15 protein-coding genes are annotated in these 14434 nt (G+C 52.9%); 6 read left to right on the forward strand and 9 right to left on the reverse strand.

The features are described 5' to 3' along the window. Positions 1-31: 31 nt before the first annotated feature. Complete coding sequence (gene glnA / locus TW80_RS05970; protein WP_045996367.1) at positions 32-1438, forward strand: type I glutamate--ammonia ligase; 1407 nt, start codon at positions 32-34, stop codon at positions 1436-1438. 62 nt (positions 1439-1500) lie between these two features. Here glnA and TW80_RS05975 read toward each other — a convergent pair whose 3' ends face one another. Together TW80_RS05975 and TW80_RS05980 are read right to left on the reverse strand one after the other, a co-directional pair. After that, on the reverse strand, positions 1501-2367 hold the full coding sequence (locus TW80_RS05975) for an endonuclease/exonuclease/phosphatase family protein (RefSeq protein WP_045996368.1): 867 nt from the start codon (positions 2365-2367) through the stop codon (positions 1501-1503). An 86-nt stretch (positions 2368-2453) separates the two neighbouring features. Further along, entirely contained in the window at positions 2454-2876 is a 423-nt protein-coding gene (locus TW80_RS05980) for a DUF6314 family protein (protein WP_045996369.1), read from the reverse strand. Positions 2877-2954: 78 nt separating this feature from the next. Here TW80_RS05980 and purB point away from each other — a divergent pair, with 78 nt between their 5' ends. After that, a complete protein-coding gene (gene purB / locus TW80_RS05985; RefSeq protein ID WP_045996370.1) occupies positions 2955-4256 on the forward strand; it encodes an adenylosuccinate lyase in 1302 nt (433 codons plus the stop codon). A gap of 46 nt (positions 4257-4302) precedes the next feature. Here purB and TW80_RS05990 read toward each other — a convergent pair whose 3' ends face one another. Both TW80_RS05990 and TW80_RS05995 read right to left on the reverse strand, forming a co-directional pair. Next, positions 4303-4971, reverse strand: coding sequence for an acyl-homoserine-lactone synthase (locus TW80_RS05990; RefSeq protein ID WP_045996371.1), 669 nt, complete (start codon positions 4969-4971; stop codon positions 4303-4305). 124 nt (positions 4972-5095) lie between these two features. Beyond that, on the reverse strand, positions 5096-5704 hold the full coding sequence (locus TW80_RS05995; RefSeq protein WP_045996372.1) for a helix-turn-helix transcriptional regulator: 609 nt from the start codon (positions 5702-5704) through the stop codon (positions 5096-5098). A 138-nt stretch (positions 5705-5842) separates the two neighbouring features. On the opposite strand from TW80_RS05995, the gene TW80_RS06000 reads away from it, so the two are divergent. From TW80_RS06000 to TW80_RS06010, 3 genes are all read left to right on the forward strand, one after another. Next, positions 5843-6331 (forward strand): autoinducer binding domain-containing protein, encoded by a 489-nt coding sequence (locus TW80_RS06000; RefSeq protein ID WP_045996373.1) that lies wholly within the window; start codon positions 5843-5845, stop codon positions 6329-6331. Between the two features lie 48 nt (positions 6332-6379). Next, positions 6380-7423, forward strand: coding sequence for a FliG C-terminal domain-containing protein (locus tag TW80_RS06005; RefSeq protein WP_045996374.1), 1044 nt, complete (start codon positions 6380-6382; stop codon positions 7421-7423). A gap of 93 nt (positions 7424-7516) precedes the next feature. Then, positions 7517-8413, forward strand: a complete 897-nt coding sequence (locus TW80_RS06010) for a lysophospholipid acyltransferase family protein (RefSeq protein ID WP_342585888.1) — start codon at positions 7517-7519, stop codon at positions 8411-8413. Here TW80_RS06010 and TW80_RS06015 read toward each other — a convergent pair. Continuing rightward, a complete protein-coding gene (locus tag TW80_RS06015) occupies positions 8401-9093 on the reverse strand; it encodes a DUF1223 domain-containing protein (RefSeq protein ID WP_045996376.1) in 693 nt (230 codons plus the stop codon). The genes TW80_RS06010 and TW80_RS06015 overlap by 13 nt on opposite strands. A gap of 207 nt (positions 9094-9300) precedes the next feature. Between TW80_RS06015 and acnA the strand changes: the two genes are divergently transcribed. Continuing rightward, positions 9301-11991, forward strand: coding sequence for an aconitate hydratase AcnA (gene acnA / locus TW80_RS06020; RefSeq protein WP_045996377.1), 2691 nt, complete (start codon positions 9301-9303; stop codon positions 11989-11991). 156 nt (positions 11992-12147) lie between these two features. On the opposite strand, the gene TW80_RS06025 is transcribed toward acnA, so the two are convergent. From TW80_RS06025 to TW80_RS06040, 4 genes are all read right to left on the reverse strand, one after another. Further along, entirely contained in the window at positions 12148-12858 is a 711-nt protein-coding gene (locus TW80_RS06025; RefSeq protein ID WP_045996378.1) for an imm11 family protein, read from the reverse strand. A 171-nt stretch (positions 12859-13029) separates the two neighbouring features. Beyond that, positions 13030-13566: a DsbE family thiol:disulfide interchange protein gene (locus tag TW80_RS06030; protein WP_084625720.1), complete on the reverse strand. Its 537-nt coding sequence runs from the start codon at positions 13564-13566 to the stop codon at positions 13030-13032. Next, the gene (ccmD, locus tag TW80_RS06035; protein WP_045996379.1) at positions 13559-13702 is read right to left on the reverse strand and encodes a heme exporter protein CcmD; all 144 of its coding nucleotides are present in this window, start codon (positions 13700-13702) and stop codon (positions 13559-13561) included. The genes TW80_RS06030 and ccmD overlap by 8 nt, the downstream gene beginning before the upstream one ends. Continuing rightward, entirely contained in the window at positions 13695-14423 is a 729-nt protein-coding gene (locus TW80_RS06040; protein WP_045996380.1) for a heme ABC transporter permease, read from the reverse strand. Before TW80_RS06040 ends, ccmD begins: the two co-directional genes overlap by 8 nt. Positions 14424-14434: the final 11 nt, after the last annotated feature.

Here is a 14434-nt window from a genome sequence, read left to right on the forward strand (position 1 = left end):
ATACCAAGACGCTAAGAAAGGTACCAAATACATGGACAACAAAGCTGTTCTTAATCTGATCAAAGAAGAGGAAGTCGAATACGTCGATATCCGCTTTACTGATCCACGCGGCAAACTGCAGCACGTGACTGTTGTTGCTGATCTGGTTGACGAAGACTTCCTTGAAGAAGGCTTTATGTTCGACGGTTCCTCCATCGCTGGTTGGAAATCCATTGATCAGTCAGACATGAAACTGATGCCACAAGCCGACAGTGCTTATGTTGACCCGTTTTATGCCGAAAAAACAATCTGCATTCACTGTAACGTTGTTGAGCCAGACACAATGGAAGCTTACGACCGTGACCCACGTGGCACAGCCGTAAAAGCAGAAGAGTATCTGAAATCATCCGGCATCGGTGACGCAGCTTACTTTGGCCCAGAAGCCGAATTCTTCGTCTTTGACGATGTGCGCTTCAGCGTTTCCATGAACAAAGTGTCCTACCAAGTTGACGCAATCGACGGCGCTTGGAACACAGACACCGAGTACGAAATGGGCAACACAGGCCACCGTCCTGGCGTTAAAGGTGGTTACTTCCCAGTAAACCCAGTGGACGACGCACAAGAAATGCGTTCCGAAATGCTGTCCACCATGAAACGCATGGGCATGAAAGTTGACAAGCACCACCACGAGGTTGCGTCTTGTCAGCACGAACTGGGCCTGATCTTTGGTTCGCTGACAAAGCAAGCTGACGAGATCCAGAAATACAAATACGTGATCCACAACGTTGCTCAGGCTTACGGCAAATCCGCAACATTCATGCCAAAGCCAATCGCAGGCGACAACGGCACAGGTATGCACGTGAACATGTCGATCTGGAAAGACGGCAAGCCTCTGTTCGCTGGCGACAAATATGCTGACCTGTCACAAGAAGCTCTGTACTTCATCGGTGGTATCCTCAAGCACGCCAAAGCGCTGAACGCGATCACCAACCCATCCACAAACAGCTACAAGCGTCTGATCCCAGGCTTCGAAGCACCTGTTCTGCGCGCATACTCTGCACGTAACCGTTCGGGTTGTGTACGTATTCCTTGGGCAGAATCGCCAAAGGCAAAACGCGTCGAAGCACGTTTCCCTGATCCAGCAGCCAACCCATACCTGTGCTTCTCTGCACTGCTGATGGCTGGCCTTGACGGCATCAAAAACAAAATCGACCCAGGTCCCTCTTCTGACAAAGATCTTTACGATCTGCCACCAGAAGAACTGGCAGCAATTCCAACTGTTTGTGGCTCACTGCGTGAAGCGCTCGAAGCACTGGAAGCTGACCACGAATTCCTGCTGGCCGGTGACGTATTCACCAAAGACCAGCTGGAAGGCTACATGGAACTGAAATGGGAAGAAGTGTATGCATACGAGCACACACCACACCCAATGGAATACAAGCTGTACTACAGCTGCTAATTTCGCGGTTCATAGAATTGGAAAAGGCATCGCTTCGGCGATGCCTTTTTCGTTGTTGATGGTCACGACAGCGACACGCGCGCCAAAACACCCAAATGGTCCGAACCTAGAAAATCGCGATAGCTCACCGTTCCACCACCGGGGGCATAGACGTGATCCAAAAAGAGCGGTGCACCATAAAGATTGAATGTCGGCCGGGTTGGCCCAGCGATTCTGGTATCAGATGCCTGCCTGATCTCGCGGACGGATGATGCCCAAGGAAATGTGTTGAAATCGCCACCAATCACCACAGGACCATCTAGCGCCGTTAACATTGCCACCACAGAATCAGCGGATTCGGCATGATTATAGGGATACGGCCAAGGCAGATGGACCGAAGTCACCCAAACTGCTTCACCATCAACCGCGATTCTCGCGGCCGCAGCCCCGCGACGCCCTGAACACTGCGCCGGAGCAACAAATTCAGTCTTTGAGAGCACGGCCACCCCGCTCCAGCCCGAGAAACGGCACAAATGCTGATGAGGGTAGTCGTCTTTGAGAATCGCCAAAAGCGCATCATTTCTGGTTCCGACCTCCTGCAAGGTCACCACCTGAGCGCCGCTCTCGCGAATGTCCGCAGCAAGCGACGACAGATCACCGTTCCGATAGAGCATGTTCTTGGAATATAGGCTTAGTGTTCCGGGCTGCTGCCAATTCAACAACAAAGGCAATGTTGTCCCAAGCGCAACCAATGCCGCCACCCCTACAATGCGGCGCATCACCCGTGCCATTGGAAACACTAGGGCCAACAAGCAAACAATACCTAAAGGCATCCGTAACAAGGCGATGCTATCGGCGATTGGATGCAGCCGCCCTGCAAATCCAACCAGAATCACAAAGCACACCAAACAAAGAGAGAACGCTGCAAGCCAGCGAAAGAGTACACGCATTTTGATATCCAGACTTTAATGTTTGCGACCATTAAACGGGCTGAACATGCAGTCGGTGCCGAGAGGCTGTGCAGCTTTTGTGCAGATCAGCGACGGTACTGCGAAACCGATGTGTAGTCTTTTCGTGGTCCAGACACTTGCCAGCTTGCCTGCCACTCTGGCCAGACAGAGAAATCGTACTGCACCTGATAAATATCCGCTCCGCAGGGGTGATCCGTTCCGCGCGGCCGCCCCGCAGGCGTAAAACTATGAAACGCGGTTTCATCCTCGAACTGGACATCCACACCGCCCGCATGAAACAGCCAGAGGTATTGCCGCTTTGCCGCCATCGGGGGGGCGTTACCGAAACGCAATTCCCCCTCTTCGATATACAGCAACCGCCCTGCCCCGACGTCTTGGAACTCGGCCGTTCCGGACAGCCGCCCGGTTTGGTTGCTCAGCCGATCAGTAATCACCCGCGAGAGACGCCAATGCCCTTTAAAATCTTCGGATTCTAGCATTCTGGTCATCTGTCCCTTGAGCCTTTTGCCCGCGCCCCTTATGACGCGGGGGAACATCGCTGCCCACCCCAAGAAAGGTGCTATCTCATGATCCCTCGCTACTCTCGCCCGGAAATGACTGCAATCTGGGAACCTGCAACCAAATTCAAAATCTGGTACGAGATCGAGGCGCATGCCTGTGATGCTCAGGCCGCGATTGGTGTAATCCCCGCCGAGAGCGCCGCAGCCGTTTGGAAAGCCAAAGACGTCGAATTCGACGTCGCGCGCATTGATGAAATCGAAGCTGTCACCAAACACGACGTTATCGCATTCCTTACCCACCTTGCCGAACACATTGGTTCCACCGAAGCCCGTTTTGTTCACCAAGGCATGACATCATCTGATGTTTTGGACACAACGCTGAACGTGCAGCTCGTCCGTGCTGCTGACCTGCTGCTCGCGGGGATGGATCGCGTTTTGACTGCACTGAAAGCCCGTGCGGAAGAACATAAAGACACCGTTCGCATCGGCCGCAGCCACGGGATCCACGCGGAACCCACAACAATGGGTCTGACCTTTGCACGTTTTTACGCTGAGATGGATCGCGGCCGTAAACGTCTTGTTGCTGCACGCGAAGAAATCGCAACGGGTGCCATTTCTGGCGCGGTTGGCACATTCGCAAACATCGACCCATCCGTCGAAGAGCATGTGTGCGAAAAACTGGGTCTCTCGCCCGAGCCGATCAGCACCCAAGTTATCCCACGCGACCGCCACGCCATGTTCTTTGCCACGCTGGGCGTCATCGCAAGCAGCATCGAAAACATCGCGGTCGAGATTCGCCACATGCAGCGGACAGAGGTTCTTGAAGCCGAAGAGTTTTTCTCAAAGGGCCAAAAAGGTTCCTCCGCGATGCCACACAAACGGAACCCAGTTTTGACAGAAAACTTGACTGGCCTTGCCCGTTTGGTGCGTATGTCTGTTGTTCCAGCCATGGAAAACGTCGCGCTTTGGCATGAACGTGACATCAGCCATTCCTCTGTCGAGCGCGCGATTGGTCCAGACACAACTGTGACACTGGACTTTGCCCTGCACCGTCTGGCTGGCGTGATCGAAAAACTGGTGATCTACCCCGACAACATGCTGGCAAACATGAACAAATTCCGTGGGCTGGTCATGTCACAGCGTGTTCTTCTTGCCTTGACCCAAGCAGGCGTCAGCCGTGAAGACGCATATAAACTCGTACAGCGCAATGCGATGAAAGTTTGGGAAGAAGGCAAAGACTTTAAAACTGAACTGCTCGCTGATGCCGATGTTTTGGCCGCACTTTCACCCGAAGAAATCGAGGAAAAATTCGACCTTGGCTACCACACCAAGCACGTTGAAACGATCTTCAAGCGCGTGTTTGGCTAACGTTCAGAGCGGCCGGGCAATCGCCCGGCCCTCTTTTTGAGATCGCTTATAGCTTTTTCGGAGCATGCACCGGTTGCTGTAAACCGACGGTCGGCTTTCCTGAAACAGATGCCGCAGCGGAAGGTGCTGGCCGACGTTCTGCGGGCATGCTCATCGCGACATAACGACGATTGTCATCAGAATTGACATATGGTGATCCGATCAACTGGCAACCGTATCCCAGCTTGCGCAGGGCACGCGCAAACGACGGCGGGCATAGTGCCATCATATCCGTTGCACCCTTCGCCTTGGCTTCATCAACTAGACCATCAGTAAGCAGGCCCAGTGCCTCTGAACGACCGGCGTGCGTGTCAATGTCGTCCGAGATAACGACACGCGTACATTCCCATAGATTTGGCGTTACAGCAGCATCCGGAATGATGTCCGATGGGATACCAATCAATTTACCCGCGACAGCATCGCGCAGCATGTAAGTGTGCGATCCCCATTGGGCAGTTGTCGACATCGCGCGCGCACCAGCGACCACCTTGCCGTCAATTAGGACCAGCGAATAGTAAGCGTTGGGGTTATCATATTGATCCATTTCAACTTCGGCATCATGCGGGATATCCCAGCCCAACTGATCAACAAAGAAGCGCTTACGAAGCGCCAGAAACTCGTAAAAAGCTGTGCCATACTGGTGAAGCTGCGCAAAGTTGAACGTAATATTTTCCATTGTGATTTCTCTCTACCGATAAGCGACACTAGCGCCAGGTTACATCTATTGATTGTCACGAATTTCGTGCCAAAAACAAATTAACCGCAAATTTTCAATAATTGATAAAAAAATATAGAAAAATTTAAATTAAACCGTACTGATTAGCGAGTGCTGCTGCTTGTGTTCCCGTTTTTGCACCAAGTTTCAGCTTTGCGTTCTTTAAACGCTGTTTTACCGCACCTTCGCTAACACTCAACTCAAAGGCGATTTCCTTGAGTCGTTTTCCATCCTTAACCATCCCCAAAGCCTCTAATTCGGCCCGTGTCAGGTTCGTTGGAGGCGCAGTTTCATTGTGACGCCGCGTCAGCAAAGCCTTCAATAACTTCACCTCTAGATCGGTATATTCCCGATCTGGTCGCGTAAACGACGCAAATGACCTCTGAGAATCAACATTACCGTCAAATACGGAAACAGTGACGCCATAGCGCATCCCAAAGGTTTTGGCCTGCGCAATAACACGTTTTGGGTCTTCCAGCGGAAGGTCGCTCCAACGGCAACTTCCCACATTCGCATAGGCCCACCTAACTATTGGATCGAACAACATAAACCGTTGCGATGTGTAATGCTGCACCCATTCAGGAGGGAACGCATTCACCTCTTCCATAGGAAAGGCAAATCCGATCCGCAGTGCGATATAATATCCGGACGGAGCAAGCTGCTCGATCTCTTCCGGCCCCATCAAAGTCGACATCCGTGTACCTCGGGCCCCTTGCTTTGCGACAAAGGACTTGTTGCTTGTGCACTGTTATCTGTACAATGCAGATAAGCAATACTTGGTTGAGAATATTGCGATATAACCGCCGTTGGCAACCGGAAAGCGAGTAATAATATGTCACAAACGCAGTTAGAATTTAGTGAAACTTTGGGCGAACTGCGCGAAATGGCACCTGCGGGATACGCTGTTGGCCTACATATCCAATATACTTCGACCAAATTCCTATTTCAAACTTACGAAAAGAAATGGCTCGACTATTATTCGAAAAATGGTCTTGTAATGTCTGACCCAATTGTTGCGTGGTGTTTTGAAAACACCGGGACAAGCCGTTGGTCAGAGCTGGACGACCCGGCCGGTGTGATGGAAAAAGCAGCTGAACACGGCATGAAATACGGTGTGGTCTTCGCCACAGAGACCGGAGAAACCCGTAGTATGGCAGGTTTTTCCCGCAATGACCGGGAGTTCACAGACGAAGAAATAGAGAAAATGTGCGCAATTGTTGAACGCCTTCATGTCGGCACCGCTGATCAGGCGCAGCTCGACGCGAAAACGGTTCAACAGCTCAAAAATATGTCAATTTTCGTGACGCACCCTGGTTCTTAAACCGCTGTTTTAAATGATTCATTTACCCATTCTAATTAATGCTTGGGTATGAATGTCCAAAATACAATTCCTCTCGGATCATCCCTTTCACGCCGCCGCAAGGCGGCGATGATCGTTCATCTGATGATACACGAGGGAAGCAACCTGTCGTTGTCAGAATTACCCGAATCACTGCAAGAGCTCTTGACCGATGAACTTGGGTCCATTCGTTTGGTGGATCGGCAGACCGTCACTGACGTTGCGGAAGAATTCCTTTCAAGGCTCGAGGCGGTCGGACTTTCCGCCCCCGGTACGCGCGATGGTGCAATTGCTGCGCTGTCAGATCACCTTAGCCCTACGGTCGCGGGACGCTTACGTGCACAGATGACCAGCGTTAAGGACGGCGATCACTGGCATGTGGTCGCCGCTCTGCCAAATACCCAAATCGTCAAGATCATGAACGCCGAGAGCGTCGAAGTATGTGCGGTCGCACTGTCAAAACTTCCGACTGCGAAGGCGGCAGAAGTGCTGGCCCAGACACCGGGTGAGCGGGCCCGGCGGATCACCTACGCCATGTCGCTCACCTCTGACGTCAAACCTGATGCGGTGCACCGGATTGGGCAAGCCCTCGCGAAAGATTACGGTCAACCAACCCAAGTGGCCTTTGACAAAGGGGCGGCACAGCGTCTGGGCGCAATTTTGAATGCGGCCGTGACAGAAACACGCGAAGAAGTTCTCGATGATCTCACCAGCCAAGATCCCGTCTTTGCAAGTGATCTGCGCAAAGCGATCTTTACCTTCAAGGACATTCCCCACCGCATTGCACCAACGGATGTGCCCAATTGCATTCGCTCTGTGGACGGTGAAACGCTCAGCCGTGCCATTGCGGCGGCCCTCGCTGATGACGCTGACATGTCAGCAGCAGCTGAATTCATCCTCAGCAATGTATCCCAGCGCATGGCTGGGCAGATACGCGAAGACGCCCAAGAACTGGGAACGGTCAAGAAGAGCGACGCAGAGAAGGCTATGTCTGCTGTGACAGCCGCAATCCGCGAATTGGTGGAAGCTGGCGCGATCACGTTGCGTGAACCAGAGGGCGAAACCGACGGATAGCGCGTGGACCCGCCCACGAATTTGAACTAACTTGTCCCGCGCAATGGGCTGCAAGTGTCATGGCACTGCCCGATCCAGCACGCGGGTATAGGTTTGACCAAGAACACAAAAGACGATGGGCAGTTCAGTGACTGGATGGCTGATCGAATTCTGCGTGGCCTCATCGGCGGAATGTTGCGTCTACCGTACGAGAAACGCGTGCCCGCCATGGGCAAGGCGGTCAGCCGCGGCGTGGCACCCATCGCTGGCTACCTAAAGCGCGCAAAACAGAATATCGCGATGATCTATCCCAATATGTCAGACGAGGAGCGTGATCGTATTGCGCGCGCATGTTGCGATAATTTTGGCCGAACACTGATCGAGAATTACGCGTGGCAAGAATTCGGAAGGCGATTAGCGACGACCCGCCCGATCGGTGCAGGCTTGTCCGCGTTGGTCCAAGCAAAGGATGAAGGTCGCCCCGTTATCTTTGTGACGGGCCACTACGGCAACCACGAAGCGCCACGTCAGGTTTTGACTGCGAGGGGCTATGAAATCGGCGGGCTCTATCGACCGATGCTGAACCCCTATTTTAACGCCCACTACGAGAAAACGATGACATCTTGGGGGGGACCGGTTTTCGCGCAAGGGCGTCGAGGAACGATGGGGTTTGCGCGCCATTTGAAACGTGGTGGCATGGGCACCCTTTTGTTCGACGTGTCCGCTTCGGGCATTCCCATCTCATTCTTGGGGCAGACGGCACATACTGCCACCTCGGCCGCAGATATTGCGCTCAAACTTGATGCGCTTGTGATCCCTTATTTCGGGATCAGACAATCCGATGGCCTGTCATTTTCCGTCGAAGTCGAAGAACCAATCGCCCTCACCGATACAGAAACCATGATGACAGATATGACCAAGCGGTTAGAAGCACAAATTGCCCGCGATCCGGCACAATGGTTTTGGGTGCATCGCCGCTGGAAAAAGCGCAACCACCGTCAACGCAGCTGAGCTGCCCCTGCGATCGGACCATAGTCTACTTGCTGAACCAAAACGGCCACCGCGTCGTCGCCGGGTGCCTGCGCTGTAATCTTAAGCACACCGTTTCCGTCCCACTCGGCCACGCGATCAAGCGAACGTACAATATTTGTATAGCTGATCGTCCGGCCGGCATTTTCACCGCGCCGAATATCCACCGTGGCTTCGGGCAAATAGCGGATTAGCTCAACCACATAACTGTTCGCTTCAGTCGACGTTGCTGCGATCTGGATCATATCATCAGAGCGCGTAAGGCTCACGGTGACCGGGTAGCTACGCTGCCGATGGGATTGGATCAGATCCATGATCTGCATGGGCCGTGAACCGATCACATGATCAACCCCACCCACAATCATCTGCGGTGTATAAACAGTGGTGGCACTGGCCGCGCGGGCATAGGCGTGCTGGCGCGCAGTATTCTCGGCGCGGCCGAAAACATCTTTCCACCCGATATAGTCCCAATAGTCGACATGCAGCGCGAGCGCGATCACATCATCACGCTGCGCCAAATCATGCAGCATTGCATCAGCGGGCGGACAAGACGAACAACCTTGCGACGTGTATAGTTCAACAACAACTGGGTCAGCCTCTGCCAAATTTGGCGCGGTCTGCAACATGCTCAGCACCGCCAGAGTAGATAAAATCGTACGCATCGTTCGTCCTGTTACTAGCTAGAAATTGGTGTAGCCCGGAGAGGCTGTAATGACCAATCAATGAATTGAGAACAGTTTGTTACATATGTTTCAGGGCAACATACAAAATTGTGTACTACGGTATACAATTAAATTCTTGAATGCCACTCAGTGAAATGCCACTTAATAATTAGCCTTACACAGCAAATGCCTTTGAAAGGGATAGCCATGACCATTACCGTCGGCGCAGATACTGCAAACACCCGTAAAACCTTGACCGTAGGCAGCCAATCGGTCGCATATTATTCGATCCCAGCCGCGCAGGCCGCCGGGCTCGGCGATTTCAGCAAGCTGCCTGCCGCGTTAAAAGTCGTGCTCGAAAATTTGCTGCGTTTCGAGGATGGCGGCTTTTCGGTCTCGGTCGACGATATTAAGGCTTTTGCCGAATGGGCCGAAAAAGGCGGGAAAAACCCGCGCGAAATCGCCTACCGCCCTGCCCGCGTACTGATGCAAGATTTCACCGGTGTGCCCGCAGTCGTTGATTTGGCCGCGATGCGCGATGGCATTGTGGCGCTTGGCGGCGATGCCCAGCAGATTAACCCCCTGAATCCTGTTGATCTGGTCATCGACCACTCGGTTATGATCGATGAATTTGGTAATCCGCGTGCGTTTCAAATGAATGTCGACCGCGAATACGAACGCAATATGGAGCGGTACCAATTCCTGAAATGGGGCCAAGGCGCATTCAACAATTTCCGTGTTGTTCCGCCGGGCACAGGGATTTGCCATCAGGTGAACCTTGAATACCTCGCACAAACCGTTTGGACTGACACAGATCAAAATGGCATCGAAGTCGCCTATCCTGACACGCTCGTTGGGACAGATTCGCACACAACTATGGTCAACGGCCTTGCCGTACTTGGCTGGGGTGTTGGCGGGATCGAAGCCGAAGCCGCCATGCTTGGCCAACCGGTTTCAATGCTCATCCCCGAGGTTGTCGGTTTTGAGCTGACCGGAGAAATGCTCGAAGGCACCACAGGTACGGACCTTGTTCTTAAAGTCGTCGAAATGCTGCGCGAACTCGGCGTGGTCGGCAAATTTGTCGAATTCTTCGGCGAGGGTCTCGATCGCCTTCCACTTGCCGACCGTGCGACAATCGCAAATATGGCGCCAGAATACGGTGCGACCTGCGGTTTCTTTCCAATCGATAATGAAACGCTGCGCTACTTGCGCAACACGGGACGCGACGAAGACCGGATCGCCTTGGTCGAAGCATACGCCAAAGAAAACGGCTTCTGGCGCGATGAAAACTACGCACCAATCTACACCGACCAATTGCACCTTGATATGGGCACTATTGTCCCCGCCATTTCTGGGCCCAAACGCCCGCAAGACTATGTTGCACTGACAGATGCGAAATCTGAATTCGCCAAAGAAATGGCCGAAACATTCAAACGCCCAATGGGCAAAGAGGTTGCGGTCGCGGGTGAAGATTACACCATGGAATCCGGCAAGGTTGTCATCGCCTCGATCACATCCTGCACGAACACGTCTAACCCATACGTCATGATTGGTGCGGGCCTGGTCGCACGCAAGGCCGCCGCACTTGGGCTTGATCGCAAACCTTGGGTCAAGACTTCGCTCGCCCCCGGATCGCAGGTGGTCTCGGAATACCTCGAAGCGGCAGGATTGCAGGACGATCTGGACAAGATCGGCTTCAACCTCGTTGGTTATGGCTGCACGACTTGTATCGGCAACTCTGGCCCGATCCAAAAAGAGCTCTCCGAAGCCATCGCCGAGGGCGATCTGGTCGCCACATCTGTACTGTCTGGGAACCGCAACTTTGAAGGGCGCATTTCGCCTGACGTCCGAGCCAACTATCTTGCATCGCCGCCATTGGTCGTCGCCTACGCGCTGGCTGGCACGATGGATATCGACCTAACATCTGAACCTATCGGCCAAGACACCGATGGCAATGATGTTTACCTCAAGGATATCTGGCCAACGTCAGCCGAGATCAACGAATTGGTCGAGAAAACAGTGACCCGCGAGGCCTTCATCAGCAAATATGCCGATGTCTTTAAGGGTGACGAAAAATGGCAGTCGGTCGAAACATCTGACGGCGAAACATATGATTGGCCGCCAAGCTCGACCTATGTGCAAAACCCACCCTATTTCCGCGGCATGTCCAAGGATGCGGGCACAATCGACAACGTCGAGAATGCCAAGGTGTTGGCCGTTCTGGGCGACATGGTCACAACCGATCACATCAGCCCTGCTGGGTCTTTCAAAGACACCACCCCTGCTGGTCAGTACCTGATCGAACGACAGGTGCCTGTGCGCGAATTTAACTCCTACGGGTCTCGTCGTGGTAACCACGAAGTCATGATGCGCGGCACATTCGCCAACATCCGCATCAAGAACGAAATGCTGGACGGCGTCGAAGGTGGCTACACCAAAGGCCCAGATGGCGCGCAGACTTCGATCTTTGATGCCGCGATGGAATATCAGGATACTGGTACACCGCTGGTGATCTTTGCTGGCGAACAATACGGTGCGGGGTCTTCACGTGACTGGGCGGCCAAAGGCACGGCCCTGCTAGGTGTCAAAGCGGTCATTGCAGAAAGCTTTGAGCGTATCCACCGTTCTAACCTTGTTGGTATGGGCGTTGTTCCATTCGAATTTACCGGTGGCGATACGCGCAAAACACTTGGCCTGACTGGAGATGAAACCGTCAGCATCAAAGGTCTGGATGCTGTGAAACCGCTGCAGGAAATGACCGCACAGATCACAATGGCAGACGGCAGCACCAAAGAAATCACAGTCAAATGCCGGATCGATACAGCAGTCGAGATCGAATACGTCGAAAACGGCGGCGTGCTGCACTACGTTCTACGGAACTTGGCAAAAGCGTCTTAAAAACAAAAGGGCCTCGGCATAAATGCCGGGGCCCATTCAATGCCATATTTTCGCGTTTAAGCCCAGATCTACGGAGAAAAACAGCTTTCGTAGCGGCAGATAGGGTGTCATCAAGCGGCCAAAGAGGTTGCAAAGCTGAAGACTCCTAATGCGCAATCAGGATACGTCTTTCAGCTTATAAAGCTTAGAGCCTGTAAACCCTGCCTTTTTAAATGCAGCGGCCATTTCGTCAGACATACAAAATTCGGGCCGGCGGAGAGAACGCTCTTTCCACAAGTGGGATGATCCAATCACAGATTGGGACATAGCAAGGCCAGAAAAGCACTTTTTATTTGGCATATCAACGTAATAGCTTTTTTGATTACGCGTCCGCCAAGACCCGTCATCACTTTCCTCCGGCCGAAAACTTTCTAGATAGCATCCTATGCGGATGGTGTAATATAGTTCTGGCCATTCTTCCCCTTTGGGTAACGTGATCCGAACAGGCCAAAAATCATGGACCCCAGGATCCAGCGCTTCGATGGCAGTTTTTAGTTCTTCGCTCACGGCGCGATACCCAAGCTGCATCATCGCGCTCAGCCCTTTGGATGGCTTCTTCACCAAGCGAAATTCTTTAGGTGCTTCATGATCCAACACAGGGCCAGCTAGAGGCAAACCATCCTGCATGTAACCCGTATCTTCCACAAACTTTTTTGTTACATATCTGGAATAGGTAATATGCCGTCCGCCGCTTTTCTCAAAGGGCTCTTTGTCCGCATCGCTCATTACTTCGTAGTAGTAATGTTTTAGCCCTTCGTCATAGCCCACATATTCACCGTCAGGCAGATAGCTACCAAAACTCGTTGTTTCATAAATACCCCAGGTCATCCGCTCTCTCCAAACTTCTAGACGCGACCAAGTGGGCTGATACGCGCAATTTTCTTAACAATACTTGATAAAACTCTACTTTCAAATACGCCTAAGTTTCTAAAAACATTTCGGTCGCATTGATGAAATTGTAATAAAGGTCTGCCCTGTCCGCTTATCTGCCTGTCGGCACTATTCCACCGCCTTCATCAACTCTGGCAGGAACCGTTGCTCATAGTCTGATCCAACCAGTGGGCCAACAAAGCGGTACAGTACCGTTCCATCCCCATCCACGATGAATGTCTCGGGCGGTGCGGTGACGCCCCAGTCGATGGCCACCCTGCCCCGGAGATCGAAACCAGTGGCAAAGAACGGGTCTTCGTAGTCGGTGAGATAGGCAGAGGCCTGATCCTGCGCATCGCGGAAATTGACGCCCGCGATCCGGTATCCCTGATCCGCCAATTCAAGCAGTTCGGGATGTTCCGCACGACACGGCGGGCACCAGCTTGCCCAGAAGTTAACCAATGTAATTTCACCGCTGCGCAAATCCGCATCAGTGAGCTGTTCCGTCCCGTTCACGGCCTCGACAGGTACGGCCGGGGCTTGCTGTCCAATGAAAGTTGATGGCAGGTCGTCGTTTTTACCTTGCCACATGCTGTATGCGAAAACGCCAGCCAAGGCCGCGAAAATCGCAGGTGGCAGGATCATCAGGGGCGACATTTTAGCCATTATTTTCAATCCGTTCCAAATCGGCCTTTGTGCGTTTGGCGCGCCGCCAACTCGCGAATATGATCGCGGCAAGCAGTGTAAGACTTACGCCGTAAGCGGACAGGACTTCGATTGCGTATTTCCCCAAATCAGGCACGGCGCGCCCTCGCTTCTAGTGCGCGCATCCGGCGAACACGGATTTCAGTGCGTGTGCGCAATAGCACCAACCCGATAAACAACAGCCCAAATCCGACGATGCAAATCACAAGCGGCTGCCAAAACACGTTCGAGACGTTTTCCTCTTTGTCCAAGGACAGCGACGCCCCTTGGTGTAACCCTTGGTTCCAGAAATTCACGGCGTAGCGTGACAAGATCGCAAAGATTGAACCAACCATACATAAGACTGACGTGAGATCGGCAGCCGTATCCGGGTCTTCGATGGCTTCCCACAGGGCGATGTAGCCCAAGTAGAACAAAAACAGGATCAGGAATGACGTAAGCCGTGGATCCCAAGCCCAATAGGTGCCCCACATGGGTTGCCCCCAGATGGCACCCGTAAACAGCGCGATGAGGGTCATTGTCAGCCCGACAGGGGCCGCTGCCCGCGCCGCAAGCGCCGAGACATGGTGCCGCCGGATGACCCAAATCAACGAGGCCACCAACATCATAATCCATGCATTAATCGCAAAGAATGCAGCCGGAACATGCAGATAGATGATCTTGACCGTCGATCCCTGACGGTAGTCATCTGGCGTAAAGAAAAACCCCCAGACCAGCCCCACAATCAGGCACAGCGCGGCCCCTCCGAACACCACTGGCAAAACCGGCGCTGTCCAGGCCATGAACTTTTTTGGATTAGCATATTCCCAAATCGACATTTCGCTTACCT

This window comes from Loktanella sp. S4079 (genome assembly GCF_000967725.1).
GTDB lineage: Bacteria > Pseudomonadota > Alphaproteobacteria > Rhodobacterales > Rhodobacteraceae > Yoonia.

Bases quoted from the DNA above. Each gene is read 5' to 3' on its own strand.
- TW80_RS06015 (WP_045996376.1), bottom strand. From the start codon at position 9,093: ATGCGTACGATTTTATCTACTCTGGCGGTGCTGAGCATGTTGCAGACC.
- TW80_RS06000 (WP_045996373.1), top strand. From the start codon at position 5,843: ATGTCACAAACGCAGTTAGAATTTAGTGAAACTTTGGGCGAACTGCGC.
- TW80_RS05975 (WP_045996368.1), bottom strand. From the start codon at position 2,367: ATGCGTGTACTCTTTCGCTGGCTTGCAGCGTTCTCTCTTTGTTTGGTG.
- TW80_RS06005 (WP_045996374.1), top strand. From the start codon at position 6,380: ATGAATGTCCAAAATACAATTCCTCTCGGATCATCCCTTTCACGCCGC.
- glnA (WP_045996367.1), top strand. From the start codon at position 32: ATGGACAACAAAGCTGTTCTTAATCTGATCAAAGAAGAGGAAGTCGAA.
- TW80_RS05990 (WP_045996371.1), bottom strand. From the start codon at position 4,971: ATGGAAAATATTACGTTCAACTTTGCGCAGCTTCACCAGTATGGCACA.
- TW80_RS05980 (WP_045996369.1), bottom strand. From the start codon at position 2,876: ATGACCAGAATGCTAGAATCCGAAGATTTTAAAGGGCATTGGCGTCTC.
- purB (WP_045996370.1), top strand. From the start codon at position 2,955: ATGATCCCTCGCTACTCTCGCCCGGAAATGACTGCAATCTGGGAACCT.
- acnA (WP_045996377.1), top strand. From the start codon at position 9,301: ATGACCATTACCGTCGGCGCAGATACTGCAAACACCCGTAAAACCTTG.
- TW80_RS05995 (WP_045996372.1), bottom strand. From the start codon at position 5,704: ATGTCGACTTTGATGGGGCCGGAAGAGATCGAGCAGCTTGCTCCGTCC.
- TW80_RS06030 (WP_084625720.1), bottom strand. From the start codon at position 13,566: ATGGCTAAAATGTCGCCCCTGATGATCCTGCCACCTGCGATTTTCGCG.
- TW80_RS06040 (WP_045996380.1), bottom strand. From the start codon at position 14,423: ATGTCGATTTGGGAATATGCTAATCCAAAAAAGTTCATGGCCTGGACA.
- TW80_RS06025 (WP_045996378.1), bottom strand. From the start codon at position 12,858: ATGACCTGGGGTATTTATGAAACAACGAGTTTTGGTAGCTATCTGCCT.